Source organism: Mesorhizobium kamtschaticum, assembly GCF_056174585.1.
Genome location: NZ_CM149691.1, coordinates 3,388,850 through 3,405,536 on the forward strand (window position 1 = coordinate 3,388,850; position 16,687 = coordinate 3,405,536).

Consider the following 16,687-nt stretch of genomic DNA (forward strand, 5'->3'; position numbering starts at 1 on the left):
AAGGATAGAAGCTATGGCCACACAAAACGATCTGCCCATCGCCGTCATCGGCGCCGGCCCGGTTGGCCTGGCGGCCGCCGTTCATCTCTTGGCCCGGGGCCTGCCGGTGAAGCTCTATGAAGCCGGCAGCGGTGTCGCGGCCAATTTGCGCGATTGGGGCCATGTCCGCGTGTTCACGCCGTGGCGCTATTGCGTCGACCAGGCAGCCGGCAGGCTGCTCGAAGGCCATGGCTGGCGGATGCCGGACGCGGAAGCGTTCCCGACCGCCGATGAACTGGTCGCGCACTATCTCGAGCCGCTCGCCAGCCAACTTGCGCCGGCGATCGAAACCAAGGCGCGTGTCGTGGCCATATCGCGCTGGGGCGCCGACAAGGTGCGCGGCAGTGAGCGCGGGACGCGGCCGTTCATGCTCGTCGTCGAGACCGCTAATGGCACGAGGCGCGACAGTGCCCGCGCGGTCATCGACGCTTCGGGGACATGGCGCACGCCCAATCCGCTCGGCGCCGGCGGCATCGCGGCGGAGGGCGAGGCGGAGTTTTCCGATCGCATCGCCTACGGCATCCCCGATGTTCTCGGCCGCGACCGCGCGCTTTATGCCGGCCGCACGACGCTGGTCGCGGGTTCGGGCCACTCGGCGGCCAACGCCTTGCTCGACCTTGCCAGGCTGGCGGAGGCCGAAGCCGGCACGGCTTTCATCTGGGCGGTGCGCGGAACCGACCTCGTGCGCATCTACGGCGGTGGCGACGCCGACCAGCTGCCGGCGCGCGGCGAACTCGGCGCCGATGTGCGCGAGTTCGCCGAAAGCGGCCGCGTCAGGCTGGTGACCGGCTTTGCGACGCTTGCGATCCGCGAGCATGAGGGCCGACTGATCGTCGAGGGGCAGGGTCAGCAGGGTTTGCTGCAACTTGGCCCCGTCGACCGCATCATCGCCGCGACGGGACAGCGCCCGGACCTGTCGCTGACAAGGGAGCTCAGGCTCGATCTCGATCCGTGGCTGGAAAGCGTCAAGGCGCTCGGTCCGCTCATCGATCCCAATGAGCATTCCTGTGGCGACGTGCCGCCGCACGGCCACCGTGAACTCAGCCATCCGGAGCCCGGCTTCTACACGGTCGGCATCAAGAGCTATGGCCGTGCGCCGACCTTCCTGCTGCTGACCGGCTACGAACAGGTCCGCTCGGTCGCGGCGGCGCTCGCCGGCGACATGGCGGCGGCCGACGCGGTGCAATTGGTGCTGCCCGAAACCGGCGTCTGCACGGTGCCGGCAGGGCGCGCCTCGCAAGGCTGTTGCGGCGGGCCGGCGCCGGCGGCGACCGATGCCTGCTGCGTGGCGGATGCCGACGCCAAGGCCGCCGGCAAAAGCGGTTGCGGCTGCGCCGGCAAGATGGAAGCGGCCGAGTGACCGACGGCAAGATCCCTGCCTCGGCCATCTGGGCTCTGGGTGCCACCCAGATCATCGGCTATGGCACGCTCTATTACAGCTACAGCATCCTGGCGCCGGCGGTGGCGGCGGAGCTCGCCTGGTCGCAGCAATGGGTGTTCGCCGTGCTGTCGGTGTCGCTGCTGGCAAGCGCTGTTCTGGCGCCGTTCGCGGGCAGTCTCGCGGACCGGGTCGGAGCAGGGCGCCTGATGGTGCCGGGATCGCTGGCGGCGGCGGGTGCGTTGCTCTTGTGCGCGCTGGCCCCGGGGCGCGCCGGCTTTGCGCTCGGCGTGTTGGCCATGGAACTCGCATCCTGCTTCGTGCTCTACAGCACGGCCTTCGTCGCCATCGTGCAGCTCGGCGGCGCGCGTCGTGGCATCACCCATCTCACCTTGATCGCCGGCTTCGCCTCGACGTTGTTCTGGCCATTGACGACGCTGCTGCACCAGCATCTCGGCTGGCGGGAGGTGCTCGTTCTCTTTGCCGCGCTCAATGCCTTCGTCTGCCTGCCGATCCATTGGTGGCTGGCCAGGCTTTCCAGCCATGCCGGAAAGGCGCGGGAGAGGATCATCCCGGTCACATCGGGCCTGTCGGACCCCGGGCCAGACCGGCGATGGTCGCCTTTGTTCGTCCTGGTGCTGACCGGATTTGCCATAGAAGGCTTCATGCTTTCGGCGGTTCTCGTGCAGATGGTGCCGTTGCTCACTCTGGTCGGTCTCGGCGGCGCCTCGGTGCTGGTCGCCAGCCTGTTTGGCCCGTCGCAAGTGGCGAGCCGGTTGGTGAACATGCTGTTTGGCCGGGGCCTGACGCAGACATCGCTGGCGCTCGGCGCGACCGCAGCACTCGCCGGCGGCCTCGCTGTGCTGCTGCTGGTGGCGCCCTCCGTGCCCGGCGCCATGCTGTTCGCCGTGCTTTTCGGCTTCGGCTCGGGCCTGATGAGCATTGTCGGCGGCACCCTGCCGCTCGAATTGTTCGGCCAGGAGCGCTACGGGTCCTATGTCGGCTGGATCACGGCGGCGCGCCAGTTCAGTTCCGCCTTCGCCCCGTTCGGCCTGACCCTGATGATATCGGGCCTCGGCGTTTTCCCGGCCCTGTGGCTCAATGTGGGAGCCGGCCTGTTCGGCATCGCGGCCTTCGCCGCCGTGGCGCTGATCAGCCGGCAATCGCGTAAGCGCGAAAACAGCGGCACGCCCGATGCGGCACCGCCGTACGCGCCGCCGCTGGGGCCGGCGATGGCCTCGCCCCCGCAGTCGCGATAGTCAGGCACGCCCCTGCGCGATTGAAGCGTCAGGCGCCAGGGCTTGACGATCTTCCGCGCATCCCGTCATATGCAAAAAACTTTTTTGTATGTGTTGGAGATTTTGAATGACCCAGGTCAATCCGGCGACCGCCGAGCTGGTCGAGCGTGGCCGCGGCCGTGTCGCCTGGATCCGGTCGCGCATGGCGATGCTGGCCACGCTGCGTGAGGAGTTCCGCGCCAGTCGCCCCTTCGCCGGCAAGCGCATCGGCATGTCGCTGCATATCGAGCCCAAGACGGCGGTGCTGCTCGAAGTGCTGGCCGAAGGCGGCGCCGAGATAATCGGCACCGGCAATCACGGCTCGACGCAGGACGATGTCGTGGCCTTCCTGCAAAGCCAGGGCATCGGCGTGTTCGGCCGTCGTGCCGATACGCTGGCCGACCATCACGCCAATCTGGCGCGAGTGCTGGACGCAAAGCCCGACATGCTGCTCGACAATGGCGCCGATCTTGCCGCCGGCATTGTCGAACGCGGCAGGGCGGCGTCCATCCTGGGTGGCACCGAGGAGACGACCTCGGGTGGCGACCGGCTGCGCGGCGCGCTGGCCGGCAAGGTGCCGTTCCCGTCCATCGTCATCAATGACAGCCCGCTGAAGGCGATCGGCGAAAACAAGCACGCGGTCGGCCAGTCGGTGGTCGAAAGCTTCATGCGCATCACCAATCTGATGATCCCTGGCCGCCGCTTCTGCGTCATCGGCTATGGCTGGTGCGGGCGCGGCATCGCCCAGTATTTGCGGGCGCTGGGCGGCCGTGTGGCGGTCGTCGAGGTCGACGAGATCAAGGCGCTGGAGGCGGCCCTCGACGGCTATCGCGTGGCGCCGCTGGCGGAGCTGGCACCGTGGGCGCAGGTGTTCATCACCGCCACCGGCCGCGCCGGCGTGCTGCCGGCTGAGGCGATCGCCGCCATGCAGGATGGCGCGGTGCTGGCCAATTCCGGGCATTTTCCGTGGGAGATCGACACTGAGGGTCTCGCCGCCATGACGACCGGCACCACCGATCTCGACGGCACCTTGCGGCGTCTCGACCTCGCCAATGGAAGGCATGTCATCCTCGTCGCCGAGGGGCGGATGTTCAACCTTGCCGGCGTCGAGCCAAAAGGCAATTCGATCGAATCCATGGATATCGGTTTCATGCTGCAGGCGCTGTCGCTGGAGCGGGTGGTGAAGGGCGAAGGTGCTTCGGGCGAAAGCCTGGCGGCGGGCGCGCAGCCGGTGCCCGACGACATCAACCGGCGCATCGCCCGGCTGATGATGGCTACGATGGGGGCGGCACGCTGACTATACTTCCCCGCAGTTCCTGATTCTGGTTCTGGAAAGCTTGCATGGCTGGCAAAATTGCTGACGCGCCGGATTATTCGGTACCGGCCCTGGAAAAGGCGTTCGACATTATCGAACTGCTGGCCGAGCAGAAGGACGGGCTGAACCAGGGCCAGATTTCCGAGGCGGTCGGCCGCTCGATCCACCAGATCTACCGCGTGCTGCAGGCGCTGGAGCGGCGCGGCTACATTTTTCGCGATCGCCCGGCCGGGCTCTACTTCCTGTCGCCGCGCCTGTTCGAACTGGCGCACCGGCACGAGCCGTTGCGCGGCCTCGTCCAGGCGGCGCTGCCGTCGATGCGGCGGCTGTCGGACGCCGTCCAGCAATCCTGCAATCTCGGCGTCCACAATGCCGGAAGGGTGCTGATCCTGGCGCAGGTGGAGAGCCCGGCGGCGTTTGGCTTTCGCGTGCGCGTCGGTGCCGAGTTTCCGCTGTTTGCTACCGCGACCGGCCGCACGCTGATGGCGTTCCAGCCGCAGGACAGAGTCAATCAATGGCTGCAAGCCTCTGGTATCCCTGATGAAAAGGCCGATATCGAGCGCGCTCTTGCCCGCATCCGCGCCGCTGGCCACGAGGAGGTCGCCGACGGTTTGCAGCCGGGCGTCATCGATCTTGCCTTTCCGGTTATCGGGCCGTTCGGCCAGTCGGTCGCAGCGCTCACCGTGCCCTATGTGGCGACCAGCTACAGCATGCTCGACCTCGCCACCGTGCGCCGTCACGCCGCGCAGGCGGCGCAGGAGATCGGGCTGGTGCTGGCGCCCGAGCCATCAGGCCAAAGCGCGCCATGACCGATCCCAGCGCGCCGATCGTCAAGACCGTTGCTATTGGCGCCGCGCCGGCCAAGGTCTGGCGCGTGCTGACGGCGCCCGCGATGATCCCGCAATGGATGTCCGACGAGGAGCTGACCGTCAGCCTTGAGGGCCATGAAGGCGGCGCGATCGTGATACGCGGGCTGCTGCACGGCATGTCGTTCGAGAACCATGGCACCGTCCGCGCCTTCGAGCCCGAGAAGAGTTTTGCTTACAGCCACTGGAGCACGCTGTCGGCCTCGCGCCTGGCGGACGCGCCGGAAAACCACACGCTGGTCAGCTTCGCGCTGTCGCCGGCGGATGGCGGAACGCTGCTGACGCTGACGCTCGGCGACTTCGCCGAACCGGCGATCCGCCCGCATGCCAATCTCTGCTGGGGTCCGACCTTGCAGATCCTGAAGGCGGTGTGCGAGCGCTGCTGAGCCGGTCAAATCTTCCCCTGCCTGGCACGTAATCCAATTCGCCCTTCACTTCGCAGTTCGTAAAAATCTCTTGACTGACTGGTCACTCTTTTATAAATCGAGCACCGGAAGTTGGAGAAAACCGTGGCCAGACCCAAAAGCGACGACAAGCGCAGTGCCATACTGGCAGCGGCCACCCGTGTCATCGCATCCCAGGGCTTGAGTGCGCCAACGGCTGTCGTCGCCAGGGAGGCTGGCGTCTCCAACGGCTCGCTGTTCACCTATTTCGCGACCAAGGCCGATCTGCTGAATCAACTCTACGTCGAGTTGAAGACGGAGATGGCCGCTGCTTCGCTCGACGGACTTCCAACGGAAAGCGACATCCGCACACAGATGCGCCGTGTCTGGTTCAACTCGCTGCAATGGGCGACATCCTGGCCGCAAAAACGCCGGACGCTGGCGCATCTGGCGGTATCGGACGACATCACGCCGCAAAGCCGGGAGATCGGGCACCGGACCATGGCCGGCGTGGCGAAGTTGTTGGAGCAGAGCCGCGCGGACGGCCCCATGCGCGATGTTCCAATCGCGCTCGTCGCCACGTTGATGACCGGGGTCGCTGACGCTGTCGTCGATTTCATCATCAGGGATCCAGCCAATGCAGAGAAGCATTGCGCGGACTCGTTCGATGCGATGTGGCGCATGGTCGCCTAAAAAATTTCGCCAATTAATGACTGACTAGACAGACAATTATAAAGGATACGCAGATGACCGGACAACCAGCCTTCGTCATCACCGGCCCGACCTCGGGCATAGGCCATTTCACGGCACTCGAACTGGCCAGGCATGGCACGGTGGTGCTGGTTGGCCGCGACCAGCGCAAGCTCGACGATGTGCGCAAGATCATTGCGGGACGAGGCCAGCATGCTGTGTCCGTGCTGTGCGACCTGGCCGATCCCGAGAGTGTGAGCAGGGCAGCGGCGGAGATCGTCGCGCTGGATCTGCCCATAGCCGGCCTGCTCAACAATGCCGGCATCATGCCGCTCGGCGCCCGGCAAAACGCACTCGGCTGGGACCTGGCGTTCGCCACCAACCACCTTGGTCCGTTCGCGCTGACCGAAGCGCTCGTGCCGCATCTTCCCGACGGCGCCAATGTCGTCTTCATCGCCTCGGGGGTCGAAGACCCTGAACGCAGGCCGGCCCGGATCCCCGGTTTTCGCGGCGGCCGCTTCATCTCCGTGGAGGCCGGCGCGCGCGGGGAGTGGCTGCCGGGCGGTTCCAGCATACCGGGCGGAGATGCCTACGCCACGTCCAAGCTGTGCATTCTCGCCTCGTCCATGGCATTTGCCCGCGAGACGCCGCGCCTGCGATTCAACGCAGTCGAACCGGGCTTCGCTCCGGCGACCGGACTCGGACGCGATGCCAATGTGTTGCTGCGCTACCTGCTGCTGCCTGTGCTGTCGCTGGCCGCGCCTTACATCAAATACTGGAGCACGCCAAAGCGCGCGGCCCGAATCATCACCGGGGCCTTACTCAATCCGTCAGGCGCGACAGGAATTTATTACGACGAGGTCGGTGAGCCAATGCTCGGCTCGACACTTGCCCGCGACACGCAATTCCAGGATCGCGTCGTCGAGCAGACGCGGGTTTTCCTTTCCAAGGCAGTAGGTTAGGCGGCAAACTTGCAGCCTTCAAAGTGCAGGAGGACGCCCGGCCAACGCGCGGATGCGGTCGGCGACCTTGCTGTCGATCGGGTTGTAGACGGTCAGGTTCAAATCCGGCCGGCCGTCGACCGCGAAGGACGAGTATTCCAGCTCGATGTCACCCAGTTCCGGGTGCTTCAGGCGCTTTGTTCCGTCGCCATGGGCGAGCACGTCGTTCTCCTGCCACAACTTGGCGAATTCGGCGCTGCCGCTGCAGAGTTCGTCCACCAGCTGGGTGACCTCGGAGACCGCGCCGGCACGCGCCGCATCGGCCCGGAAGGCGCCGACCACGAAACGGGCGAGGTTTTCCCAATCGTGCTGTTTGGCGCGGATGTGGGGCGTGAGGAACATGAAGCGCAGGACGTTGCGCCGGCCGGCGGGGATGGTGCCATAGTCGGTCAGCACGATCTCGGCGGCGCGGTTCCAGGCAACGACGTCCCAGGTCGCGGTCTTGATCAGAGCGGGGCTGGCATCGAGCGTGTCGATGAGGCGCTGCAGCCGGGGGCTGACGCCTTCGTCGCCCCGGTAGCGGACCTCGGGCGGGCGCCCGAGCCCGAGCATGAAAAGATGTTCGCGTTCCGCCTCGGTCAGAAGAAGCCCCTTGGCGATGCGGTTCAGCACATCGGCCGAAGGCGCGCCGCCACGGCCCTGTTCCAGCCATGTGTACCAGGTCGGGCTGATGTTGGCGCGCTGGGCGACCTCTTCGCGGCGCAGCCCCGGCGTGCGCCGGCGGCCGGAAAAGCCGAACGACGAGGGATCGAGCCGGGTGCGCCGGTCTTTCAGGAAGGCAGCGAGCGTGCCGGGGGAACTGGTGGGCATCCTGTTAGCCATCCTGTTAAAGATTATACCATGATAAGGTCACTACTTTAATGGAATAATAGACCGTCGATATTACGCAGGCAACTGTCAGGAGATTTTGCATGCGTATCTTTCTCACCGGCGCGACCGGTTTCATCGGCTCGGCCATCGTTCCCGAACTCATCCAGGCCGGCCATCAGGTGGTCGGCGTCACCCGCTCCGATGCCGGCGCCGAGGCGCTGACCGCCGCGGGCGCCGAGGTGCATCGCGGGACGCTTGAAGAGCCCGAGGGTCTGCGCGACGGCGCGGCCAAGGCGGACGCCGTGATCCACACCGCCTTCGACCATGATTTCTCGCGCTTTGCCGAGAACTGCGAAAAGGACAAGCGCGTCATCGCCGCCCTCGGCGCGGCGCTGGCCGGATCCGACCGCCCACTGGTGATCACCTCGGGTGTCGGCATGGGCAGCCCCGGACATGGCCAGCCGGCGGTCGAGGACATCTTCAACGCCAGCCATCCCAATCCCCGCATCGCCTCGGAACTCGCCGGCAATGCCTTGCTGGAGGCCGGCGTCAATGTCTCGGTGATGCGCCTGCCGCAGGTCCACAATCCGGTCAAGCAGGGGCTGATCTCGCCGCTCATCGAAATCGCGCGTGAAAAAGGCGTCTCGGCCTATGTCGGCGAAGGCCGCAATCGTTTCTCCGCGGGCCATCTTCTCGACGTGGCGCGGCTTTACCGGCTCGCCGTGGAAAAGCGCCAGCCGGGCGCGCGCTATCACGCGGTCGGCGAGGAAGGCGTCGAAGTGCGCGCCATCGCCGAGGCGCTCGGCCGGGGCCTGAAATTGCCGGTCGTTTCCATCGCGCCGGAAAAGGCAGCGGAGCATTTCGGCTGGATGGCGATGTTCGCCCCCATGGACCTGCCGGCTTCGAGCGCGCTGACCCAGGCAAGGCTGGGCTGGCACCGACCGGCCGAAGCTGATCGCCGATCTCGACGCCATGCACTATGGCGATTGATGGGTTGGCCGCTAATCCGGGATGACCGGGTTGGCGGCCATCCCATTCAGCACGGCGCGGCCACCTTCCTTCGCCGATGCGATCGTGAGTAGCTCCGGCTGACGCATTTGCGGCCACGCTCAAGTCGGCGCTGAACGCTGCCGGGCACCCAGTGACAATTGTCGAGGTGGGGTACAGAAACGACAGCAAACGGGGTCTCGCTTGGCTGGCGGAATCCAAGGACGGCCTTGACCTGCAGGCGAGCCCTGCAAACCACGTTGTCATCGTTGAATTGGGTCAGAACGATTGCTCTCTCTTCGACCTGGATCACACGCGAGCGAACCTCGACCAGCTCCTGGGTATCCTCGCCCAGAAGCGCGTTCCCGTGCTTGTGGTTGGAACCGCGGCCTATCAACATTGCGGGGTTGACTATGCCGAGCCGTTTTCAAAGATGTTCTCCGAGCTAGCGATCAAGCATGGAGACTTGCTCTACGCCGACTTCAAGGATGGCGTGACTGGGCATCCGGAGTTGCTGCAAGCGGACAACGACCACCCAAATTCAGCGGGTGATGCGATCATCGTTAGAAACATGCTCCCTATGGTGGAGGCGCTACTCGCGCAGGTGCAATCGCGTTGAACACCCGTCTGAAGAACGAACTGCGTCTATGGAAGCTGGGCCGTGTTCTCAATAGCGAATTGGCAGGCGTGACCAAGGCCCGAAGAAAGGGTCTTTTGTCCACATCACGAGGGAGCCGCGTCAGCCAGACGTGACAGCGTAGCGCAAGTGGATCAGCCCGTGTGCAAGGGTTTCGCTGCTTGTCAGCGACAGTTGCATCTTGCCGGCGAGGCCGCTTTCGCCGAACTCGACAAAGCCCTGGTTTGCCGCCCGCGCATCGAGCGCGGGGGCGACGAGCAGGCTGAGTTCGTCGACAAGGCCGGCCGCGAAGAAGGAGCCGTTGATGCCGGCGCCGCCTTCGAGCAACAGCCGGCTGATGCCGAGTTCATGCCCGAGCACATCGAGCATGGCGGCGAGATCGATCTCGGCCGTCTCCGACACGATGTAGGACACGCCGTCGGCGGCGAGCTCGGCCAGATGGCTGTCGTCAACGTCACACCCAAGCAGCACCACGACATGGTCGCCGCCGACATCCGGCTTGGCAAAGTGGAGCTTGCCCGAGGCATCGAGCGCGACGGCAAAGCTGCCCGCGTCGCGTTGGGCGAAATGGTGCGGCCGCTCGACCTTGCCGGCATGCATCGGCGGGTGCGCGGTTGCCTTGCTCATCTCGGCCATGGTGACGCGGCCGACGATCCAGCCATCGCCTTCGAGATCTCCGTGGATCCGTTCATAGAGGCCTGACCACTCGGCCGTGGTCCCATCCGGGCTGGCGGTGTAGCGGCTCGGATGAAGGCTGCCGTCGAGCGAGGCGAGCATATGGCAGATGATGCGCGGCTTCATGGTTTCTCCAGCTCATGGGCTTCGAAAGTTCAGCCCTTGTTTGTCGTGCATGTCGCCCCCATGCATCAGGCCGCTTCAAGCTCCATCGCTTTCTCAGCCGCCTTCGCGAGAAACCCCGATCGCGTATAGCCGTGGGCTTCGGCAAAGGCATCGATCCGTCGCAGAACGTCGTCCGGCAACGTCACGTTGATACGCACCGCCTTCCTGGCCTCGGTCCTGGCCGCGACCAGGATTGCGACACCGTCACGATTATCGGCGACTGCCATCACAGCCTCCAGACTGGAAGGCTCCGGAATAGCTTCGCCATCCTCGACCAGCCCTTCGATGTGGAGGGTGAGCGCCTCTTCGGCCATGGACCGGGCGTCATCCAGATCCTTTCCGGCGGTAATCACGCCTGGGAAATCAGGGAAAGACACACCGAAGTCGCTGCCGGCATCCTTATGGATAAGTCCGATATACTGCTTCATGTCCGTCACCTCAGTTTCAGTCCAGATTGCTTTTCGATGCTGCGTAGAGTGCCTATTGGGATATCGCGCTTGGGATGAGGAACAGTGACCCGCCCTTGCTTATCGCGGTGCTTGAATGTGCATGGCTGCCCTTTCGGCAACCTCGAACCAACCATCAGCTTGCAACAGGCGGATAATGTCGGCGCCATTCATGTGTATTTATACACACTGACAAGTTACCTTTCAACCAGAATGTGAAAGTCAGCCAGAGCCAATAAGCCGGCCAGATCGGCGGAGCGTCGCGTTTGTCATGCAGGGCAGGAAGCCCCCGCATCCAAAATTCCGACAATTCCGATAATTGGCCGCTAAACACTGTTATATCGATGTTGCACAAATGGTTGACCCTGGGTTAGCATCCATTTGCTGATGCCGATGGGAGGCAGTTTTTGCAACGGCAATCAGCTGGAGCGGCATGCGCTGTCTTGTGCAAGGAGGATGCTCCAACACTTTGAACCGACGCATGATCCCTTCCGAAGACCGATCCCGGTCTTGGGAATTATGCGTCTCTGTGGAGGAGGATCAACCATGAACAGACGCGAATTCCTGATGACGTCCGTGGCCGCGGGCGCGATGATGCTGGCCGCGCCTTCGGCGTTCGCCGAGGACAAGCTGACCATACTGGGCTCGGTGCCCAATCTCGGCTTTCCGTTCTTCGTGCACATGCTGAACGAGATCAAGGCGGAAGCCGCCGCGCAAGGCGTCAATTTGACCGAAAGCGACGGCCAGAACTCGGCCACCAAGCAGACCGCCGACATCGAGGCGGCGCTGGTGCAGAAGGTCAACGCCATCGTCATCTCGCCGCTCGACGTCAACGCGCTGGCGCCCGCCATCGAGGAAGCGGTCAAGGCCGGCGTTCCGGTGGTGACGATCGACCGCCGCGTCGACGGTGTCGAGGGCATCCTGGCCCATGTCGGCGCCGACAATGTCAAGGGCGGCGAAGCCGAGGCGCAGGCCATGGTGGCGGCGTTCCCCAACGGCGCCAAGCTGTTCCATCTGCAGGGCCAGCCAGGCGCCGGTCCGGCGATCGACCGCAACAAGGGCGTGCACAATGTGCTCGATCCGCTGAAGGACAAGTACCAGATCATCTTCGAGCAAACCGCCAACTTTGCCCGCGCCGAGGCGCTGTCGGTGACGGAAGCCGGCCTCGCCGCCAACGGCAAGCCGGACGCCATCATCTGCGCCAATGACGACATGGCGCTCGGCGCGCTCGAGGCGTGCGCCGCGCGCAACTTCACCGACGTCAAGATCTACGGCTTCGACGCGTTGCCCGAAGCGCTGGTTGCGGTCCGCGACGGCAAGCTCGCCGGCACGGTCGAACAGTTCCCCGGCCAGCAGTCGCGCACCGCCGTGCAGATCGCGGTCGCCTACGCCAAGAACAAGACCGAGCCGAAGGAAAAGCTGGTGCTGTTGACGCCGATCGTCATCGGCAAGGACAATCTCGATAAGGCGGAGAGGCTGAGCGAGACGAAGTAGGGGGCCGGTGGGGATCGGCCGATTGGCAAGGCAGGCGGGGCATCGCCCCCCTCTGCCCTGCCGGGCATCTCCCCCTCAAGTGGGGAGATCGGCTGGGTTTTCTGCTTTCGCCAATTCGAGGAAAAGCGCCACCGGTGACATGGCCAATCTCCCCCCTTGAGGGGGAGATGTCCGGCAGGACAGAGGGGGGTGTTCGCGCGCTGACGGAGCCAGCATGAACCATAATCCGGGAGCAACCCTTGCCAGCTGAAGCCGCTCTGCTCGCCGTCGAGGGCGTCACCAAGCAGTTTTCCGGCGTCACCGCGCTCAGCGATGTCTCGCTCGACATCCGCCCCGGCGAAATCCTCGGCCTGCTCGGCGAAAACGGCGCCGGCAAATCGACGCTGCTGAAAATTCTCTCGGGCGTCATGCCGCCTTCCAGTGGGCGCATCATTTTCGACGGCGCCGAATACGCGCCATCCAGCCCGCAGGATGCCAAGCGGCTTGGCATCGTCACCATCTACCAGGAACTCAGCCTGATCCCGACGTTGACGGTTGCCGAGAACATTTTCATCGGCCGCGCTCCGACTGGCCCGCTTGGTCTGGTCAACTGGCGGCGAATGGAGGCGTCATCGCGAGACATCATCGCCCGCGTCGGCCTTTCCATCGATCCGATGACGCCGGTGTCGGCGCTGTCGGTGGCCGAACAGCAGCTGGTCGAGATTGCCCGCGCCCTGTCGCTGAAGAGCCGGCTGATCATCATGGACGAGCCGACCTCGGCGCTGACCGAGACCGAGGTGCAGCGGCTGCTGTCGATCATGGACCGGCTGCGCCAGGACAAGGTCGCCATCATGTTCGTCACCCACCGGCTGGAGGAGGCGTCCGCCATCTGCGACCGCATGACCGTGCTGCGCGACGGCCGGCTGGCCGGGCATCTCGACCGCCAGGGCGGGCCGATCCAGTTGCCGCGGATCATCGAGAAGATGGTCGGTCGTGCCGCCTCCGAACTCTATGCGCGACCAGCGCAGCGCGCCGTCGCCGGCGATGTCGTGCTGTCGGTGCGCGGCTTGCGCACCGTGCGCGACCCCGAGGCGCCGCATGCCATCGTGCTCGATGGCGTCGACATCGACCTCAAGGCCGGTGAAATCCTCGGCGTTGCCGGCCTCGTCGGCTCCGGCCGCACCGAACTGGCGCGCGCTATTTTCGGCGCCGACCGGATCGCGGCGGGCACCATCACGCTCGACGGCAATCCCATCGCGCCCGCATCGCCGGCGGATGCGATCGCGCTCGGTATCGGCCTGGTGCCGGAGGACCGCAAGCACCAGGCGATCTTTGCCGCGCTCGGCATCCTGCCGAATTTCTCCGTCGCCTCGCTCGGCCGCTTCAGCAACGGTTTTGGCTTCATGGCCGAGCGGCGCGAGCGCGATGCGCTGTCGGGTTTCCGAAAAATGCTGTCGATCCGCATGGCCTCGGCCGAGCAGGCGATCGAAGGCCTGTCGGGCGGCAACCAGCAGAAGGTGATCCTGGCGCGCTGGCTGGCGCGCGATCCCAAGGTGCTGATCGTCGACGAGCCGACGCGCGGCGTCGATGTCGGCGCCAAGGCGGAGGTGCACCAGATCCTGGTGCAGCTTGCAGCGCGCGGCATAGCGGTGATGATGATCTCGTCCGAACTGCCCGAAGTGCTGGCGGTGTCGGACCGCATCGTCACCATGCGGCGGGGCCGCATCACCGGCGAGATGCCGGGCGTCGAGGCAAACGAGGAAAGATTGATGGAACTGATGGCGCTCGACAGGCGGGAAACGAACGGGCATGCGAGCGGGATTTGACGAGTCGAAGGAGGTGCCGACTTTGGAGATTGGCGTAACCGCCCTTGGAGTTCGTCATCCTAGGGCGAAGCAAGGAGCGAAGCGACGCGGCGGAGACCCTAGGATCCATTCCGTTACTTCAACGTGTTGCAAGGGTGCGGAATTCTGCACCGCTGCGTTCGACGGTAGGTTTCACGGCATGGATCCTAGGGTCTATGCAGCCGCTTCGCGACTGCTCCGCCCTAGGATGACGAAAGAAAAGGAGGCACGATGAGCGTGACGGAACAGAGCGAGCGTGGTGGCATCAATTTCGCCCGGCTGTTGATGAGCTTCGGGCCGCTGCTGTTCCTGGCGGCGCTGATCGTCGTCTTCACCGTGCTGAAGCCGAGCTTCATGGACCCGATCAATTTGTTCAACATCACGCGGCAAATCTCGATCACCGGGCTGATCGCGCTTGGCATGACCTTCGTCATCCTCACCGCCGGCATCGACCTGTCCGTCGGCTCGCTGCTCGCTTTCTGCGGCATGGTCGCCGCCGTCGTCGCCAAGGGCGGCACCGCCAACACGCTGTCGCTGTCGACCTCAGGCACACAAGGGTTCGGTTGGTTCGCCGCACTGCTTGCCGCCGTCATTGTCGGCGCTGCCGCCGGCGGCGTGCAGGGGCTTGCCATCACCAGGCTGAAAGTACCGCCCTTCGTCGTCACGCTGGGCGGGCTGACGGTGTTTCGCGGGCTGACGCTGACCATTTCCAATGGCGGCCCGATCTCGGGCTTCGACGCCTCGATGCGCTGGTTCGGCACCGGCCTGATCGGCCCGGTGCCGGTGCCGGCAATCATCTTCGCCATTGCCGCGATCCTGTGCCACATCGTGCTGCGCTACACGCGCTATGGCCGCGCCGTCTATGCCGTCGGCGGCAATGCCGAGGCGGCACGGCTGTCGGGCCTGCGCGTCGACCGCATCCTGGTCTCGGTCTATGTCATCGTCGGCTTCTTCGCCGGCCTCGCCGCCTTCGTGCTGTCGGCGCGGCTGAATTCTTCCGAAGCGGTCGCCGGCATCGGCTACGAGTTGACGGTGATTTCGGCCGTGGTCATCGGCGGCACCTCGCTGTTCGGCGGCATCGGTTCGGTCGGCGGCACGGTGGTGGGGGCGGCGCTGATCGGCGTGCTGCAGAACGGGCTGCAGTTCAACAATGTGTCGTCCTACACGCAGAGCATCGTGATCGGGCTGATCCTGATCCTGGCGGTGGCGTTTGACAGGTGGCTGAAGTCAAGGGTGAGACGGTGAGGGGCGAGAGGTCTGCGCTTACCCCCTCTGTCCTGCCGGACATCTCCCCCTCAAGGGGGGAGATCGGCAGCTTTGACGTTCCGCCCATCTTCCAACATTGTTGATTGGCGAAAGCGATGGCGACATCCAATCTCCCCCCTTGAGGGGGAGATGTCCGGCAGGACAGAGGGGGGTGCCTCGCGCCAGCAGGCGAACAGAGTCTGTCACGCTCCGACGCTATGTGACTGGCGCCTCACCCCGCCAACTTCTCCTCAATCACCCGCGCCGAATCCGGCACCAGCTGCCCGGTATGGTCGAAGCGCAGCACCACCACCCAGTTGAAGACATCGTCAGGCCATCTGCCGTTCGGCAACAGTGCCTTGGGGTCGGCGCCGAAGGCCTTGATGAGCTTGCCCAGCTGGCCGTGATGCCAGGCGATCAGGATCGACTTGCCGTGGCTTTCAGTCGACAGCGCGGCGACGAGGTTCTGGACTTCGTGGTCGGCGAAGCGCTGGTCGATCGGCAGTTTCAAAGCCTGGCTGAGCGGCGTCAACGTCAGTCGTTCGCGCGCGCTGTTCTTGGAATCGGCACTGGCCACCAGCATGTCGGGCCGGAACGGCGTGCCGTCGAGCATGAAGGGCTGGAAATAGGCGACATAGGCTTGCGCGCGGGCTTCGCCGGCGGGCGACAGGCCGGGGCCGCTGTCAGGCTTTTCGCCATGGCGCACGATCAGCACGGTGGTGTCGGCAAGCCCGGTCGTGCTGTCGCCGGCGGCGTGAGCGGACAAGGCCAGCGCCATGATCCACAGGGCTACGAGAACAAGGCGTTTCATGGTGGTCCTTCCCTGGTTTTCGAAGCACCAATCAGCGCAGCAATCCGACGGAATCAGGGCCGGTGCGGTGCCAGCCAGTCGGGTGATCAAGATGCGAAGCGCCTCAGGCCGCTTCGCGCGCCCACAGGCGGTGGCCGTAGCGGCGGAAGAAGCGCGCTACAAGCCGTTGTTGCCTCGCCCTGACGAGGTCGGGCAGGCGCCTCTCCTGGCGCCAGCGCGGCATGTTGCGCCAGCAGGCGATGAAACGGGCGGTATCCTCGATGGCCTCGCCCGCCGATAGCGCCGGGCCGATCGCGGCCAGGAACAGCAGCTCCGACTGCTTCAACGCGTCGATGACGGCCTTGCGCCTGAAATGGTCGTGGCGGGCCTGCGCGATGCCGCTGCGGCGGATCGCCTCGAAGGCTTCGAGCAAAGCAGGGCTGTCGCCGGTGTAACCGCAGGCGCGGGCGAAATCGGCGGCATCCATCACTGCTCCCGGGTCTGATGCGGCGAATTCCCCGCCGACTCATATTTGCGAGTTTATATAAGCATAACTCAAACATAGGTAGAAGAGAAACTTTTGGGAAAGTGTTAAACGGCGACTCGACTCCTGGCTCGAAACGCAGGAATATAAGAACAAATCACGAACAAAAGGCGAGGAGGGGC

The 16,687-nt window shown here is 64.9% G+C and carries 15 protein-coding genes and 4 pseudogenes; 13 read left to right on the forward strand and 6 right to left on the reverse strand.

Going from position 1 to position 16,687, the window contains the following annotated elements; translation table 11 throughout:
* Nucleotides 1-13 precede the first annotated feature (13 nt).
* The 7 genes from AC0V7N_RS16590 to AC0V7N_RS16620 all read left to right on the forward strand — a co-directional run bounded on the left by AC0V7N_RS16590 (nt 14) and on the right by AC0V7N_RS16620 (nt 6,910).
* Nucleotides 14-1,399 (forward strand): NAD(P)-binding protein, encoded by a 1,386-nt coding sequence (locus tag AC0V7N_RS16590; protein WP_475459348.1) that lies wholly within the window; start codon nt 14-16, stop codon nt 1,397-1,399.
* Nucleotides 1,396-2,676, forward strand: coding sequence for an arsenite efflux MFS transporter ArsK (gene arsK / locus AC0V7N_RS16595; protein ID WP_475459351.1), 1,281 nt, complete (start codon nt 1,396-1,398; stop codon nt 2,674-2,676). The genes AC0V7N_RS16590 and arsK overlap by 4 nt, the downstream gene beginning before the upstream one ends.
* 106 nt (nt 2,677-2,782) lie before the next feature.
* The gene (locus AC0V7N_RS16600; protein ID WP_475459353.1) at nt 2,783-3,991 is read left to right on the forward strand and encodes an adenosylhomocysteinase; all 1,209 of its coding nucleotides are present in this window, start codon (nt 2,783-2,785) and stop codon (nt 3,989-3,991) included.
* Between the two features lie 44 nt (nt 3,992-4,035).
* Nucleotides 4,036-4,818: an IclR family transcriptional regulator gene (locus AC0V7N_RS16605; protein ID WP_475459355.1), complete on the forward strand. Its 783-nt coding sequence runs from the start codon at nt 4,036-4,038 to the stop codon at nt 4,816-4,818.
* Nucleotides 4,815-5,261 (forward strand): SRPBCC family protein, encoded by a 447-nt coding sequence (locus AC0V7N_RS16610; protein ID WP_475459358.1) that lies wholly within the window; start codon nt 4,815-4,817, stop codon nt 5,259-5,261. Before AC0V7N_RS16605 ends, AC0V7N_RS16610 begins: the two co-directional genes overlap by 4 nt.
* 123 nt (nt 5,262-5,384) lie before the next feature.
* Nucleotides 5,385-5,951 (forward strand): TetR/AcrR family transcriptional regulator, encoded by a 567-nt coding sequence (locus tag AC0V7N_RS16615; RefSeq protein ID WP_475459361.1) that lies wholly within the window; start codon nt 5,385-5,387, stop codon nt 5,949-5,951.
* A 53-nt stretch (nt 5,952-6,004) separates the two neighbouring features.
* Nucleotides 6,005-6,910 carry an SDR family NAD(P)-dependent oxidoreductase gene (locus AC0V7N_RS16620; protein ID WP_475459364.1) on the forward strand — a complete coding sequence of 302 codons (906 nt, stop codon included), beginning with the start codon at nt 6,005-6,007 and terminating at the stop codon, nt 6,908-6,910.
* An 18-nt stretch (nt 6,911-6,928) separates the two neighbouring features.
* Here the strand turns inward: AC0V7N_RS16620 and AC0V7N_RS16625 are convergent, their stop codons facing one another.
* A complete protein-coding gene (locus tag AC0V7N_RS16625; RefSeq protein WP_475459367.1) occupies nt 6,929-7,771 on the reverse strand; it encodes a helix-turn-helix transcriptional regulator in 843 nt (280 codons plus the stop codon).
* An 89-nt stretch (nt 7,772-7,860) separates the two neighbouring features.
* On the opposite strand from AC0V7N_RS16625, the pseudogene AC0V7N_RS16630 reads away from it, so the two are divergent.
* Both AC0V7N_RS16630 and AC0V7N_RS16635 read left to right on the forward strand, forming a co-directional pair.
* A pseudogene (locus AC0V7N_RS16630) lies at nt 7,861-8,749 on the forward strand (SDR family oxidoreductase).
* 121 nt (nt 8,750-8,870) lie between these two features.
* A pseudogene (locus tag AC0V7N_RS16635) lies at nt 8,871-9,365 on the forward strand (SGNH/GDSL hydrolase family protein); the annotation flags it as partial.
* A 120-nt stretch (nt 9,366-9,485) separates the two neighbouring features.
* On the opposite strand, the gene AC0V7N_RS16640 reads toward AC0V7N_RS16635, so the two are convergent.
* The 3 genes and pseudogenes from AC0V7N_RS16640 to AC0V7N_RS16650 form a co-directional block, all read right to left on the reverse strand.
* A complete protein-coding gene (locus tag AC0V7N_RS16640; RefSeq protein WP_475459373.1) occupies nt 9,486-10,184 on the reverse strand; it encodes a RibD family protein in 699 nt (232 codons plus the stop codon).
* A gap of 65 nt (nt 10,185-10,249) precedes the next feature.
* The gene (locus AC0V7N_RS16645; RefSeq protein ID WP_475459375.1) at nt 10,250-10,651 is read right to left on the reverse strand and encodes a type II toxin-antitoxin system HicB family antitoxin; all 402 of its coding nucleotides are present in this window, start codon (nt 10,649-10,651) and stop codon (nt 10,250-10,252) included.
* A gap of 5 nt (nt 10,652-10,656) precedes the next feature.
* A pseudogene (locus AC0V7N_RS16650) lies at nt 10,657-10,843 on the reverse strand (type II toxin-antitoxin system HicA family toxin).
* A 372-nt stretch (nt 10,844-11,215) separates the two neighbouring features.
* Here AC0V7N_RS16650 and AC0V7N_RS16655 point away from each other — a divergent pair.
* The 4 genes and pseudogenes from AC0V7N_RS16655 to AC0V7N_RS16670 all read left to right on the forward strand — a co-directional run bounded on the left by AC0V7N_RS16655 (nt 11,216) and on the right by AC0V7N_RS16670 (nt 15,231).
* Nucleotides 11,216-12,163: a substrate-binding domain-containing protein gene (locus AC0V7N_RS16655; RefSeq protein ID WP_475459377.1), complete on the forward strand. Its 948-nt coding sequence runs from the start codon at nt 11,216-11,218 to the stop codon at nt 12,161-12,163.
* A gap of 317 nt (nt 12,164-12,480) precedes the next feature.
* Nucleotides 12,481-12,861: pseudogene (locus tag AC0V7N_RS16660) on the forward strand (ATP-binding cassette domain-containing protein); the annotation flags it as partial.
* A 42-nt stretch (nt 12,862-12,903) separates the two neighbouring features.
* Complete coding sequence (locus AC0V7N_RS16665; protein ID WP_475460354.1) at nt 12,904-13,968, forward strand: sugar ABC transporter ATP-binding protein; 1,065 nt, start codon at nt 12,904-12,906, stop codon at nt 13,966-13,968.
* A gap of 249 nt (nt 13,969-14,217) precedes the next feature.
* Nucleotides 14,218-15,231, forward strand: a complete 1,014-nt coding sequence (locus AC0V7N_RS16670) for an ABC transporter permease (RefSeq protein WP_027044287.1) — start codon at nt 14,218-14,220, stop codon at nt 15,229-15,231.
* Between the two features lie 232 nt (nt 15,232-15,463).
* Here AC0V7N_RS16670 and AC0V7N_RS16675 read toward each other — a convergent pair whose 3' ends face one another.
* Together AC0V7N_RS16675 and AC0V7N_RS16680 are read right to left on the reverse strand one after the other, a co-directional pair.
* Nucleotides 15,464-16,042 (reverse strand): flagellar basal body-associated protein FliL, encoded by a 579-nt coding sequence (locus AC0V7N_RS16675; RefSeq protein WP_475459380.1) that lies wholly within the window; start codon nt 16,040-16,042, stop codon nt 15,464-15,466.
* Between the two features lie 103 nt (nt 16,043-16,145).
* Entirely contained in the window at nt 16,146-16,508 is a 363-nt protein-coding gene (locus AC0V7N_RS16680) for a hypothetical protein (protein WP_475459383.1), read from the reverse strand.
* Nucleotides 16,509-16,687 lie beyond the last annotated feature (179 nt).

Coding starts and splice junctions, on each gene's coding strand:
- AC0V7N_RS16590 (WP_475459348.1), top strand. CDS start 14: ATGGCCACACAAAACGATCTGCCCATCGCCGTCATCGGCGCCGGCCCG.
- AC0V7N_RS16600 (WP_475459353.1), top strand. CDS start 2,783: ATGACCCAGGTCAATCCGGCGACCGCCGAGCTGGTCGAGCGTGGCCGC.
- AC0V7N_RS16605 (WP_475459355.1), top strand. CDS start 4,036: ATGGCTGGCAAAATTGCTGACGCGCCGGATTATTCGGTACCGGCCCTG.
- AC0V7N_RS16610 (WP_475459358.1), top strand. CDS start 4,815: ATGACCGATCCCAGCGCGCCGATCGTCAAGACCGTTGCTATTGGCGCC.
- AC0V7N_RS16620 (WP_475459364.1), top strand. CDS start 6,005: ATGACCGGACAACCAGCCTTCGTCATCACCGGCCCGACCTCGGGCATA.
- AC0V7N_RS16625 (WP_475459367.1), bottom strand. CDS start 7,771: ATGGCTAACAGGATGCCCACCAGTTCCCCCGGCACGCTCGCTGCCTTC.
- AC0V7N_RS16640 (WP_475459373.1), bottom strand. CDS start 10,184: ATGAAGCCGCGCATCATCTGCCATATGCTCGCCTCGCTCGACGGCAGC.
- AC0V7N_RS16645 (WP_475459375.1), bottom strand. CDS start 10,651: ATGAAGCAGTATATCGGACTTATCCATAAGGATGCCGGCAGCGACTTC.
- AC0V7N_RS16655 (WP_475459377.1), top strand. CDS start 11,216: ATGAACAGACGCGAATTCCTGATGACGTCCGTGGCCGCGGGCGCGATG.
- AC0V7N_RS16665 (WP_475460354.1), top strand. CDS start 12,904: ATGGACGAGCCGACCTCGGCGCTGACCGAGACCGAGGTGCAGCGGCTG.
- AC0V7N_RS16670 (WP_027044287.1), top strand. CDS start 14,218: ATGAGCGTGACGGAACAGAGCGAGCGTGGTGGCATCAATTTCGCCCGG.
- AC0V7N_RS16675 (WP_475459380.1), bottom strand. CDS start 16,042: ATGAAACGCCTTGTTCTCGTAGCCCTGTGGATCATGGCGCTGGCCTTG.
- AC0V7N_RS16680 (WP_475459383.1), bottom strand. CDS start 16,508: ATGGATGCCGCCGATTTCGCCCGCGCCTGCGGTTACACCGGCGACAGC.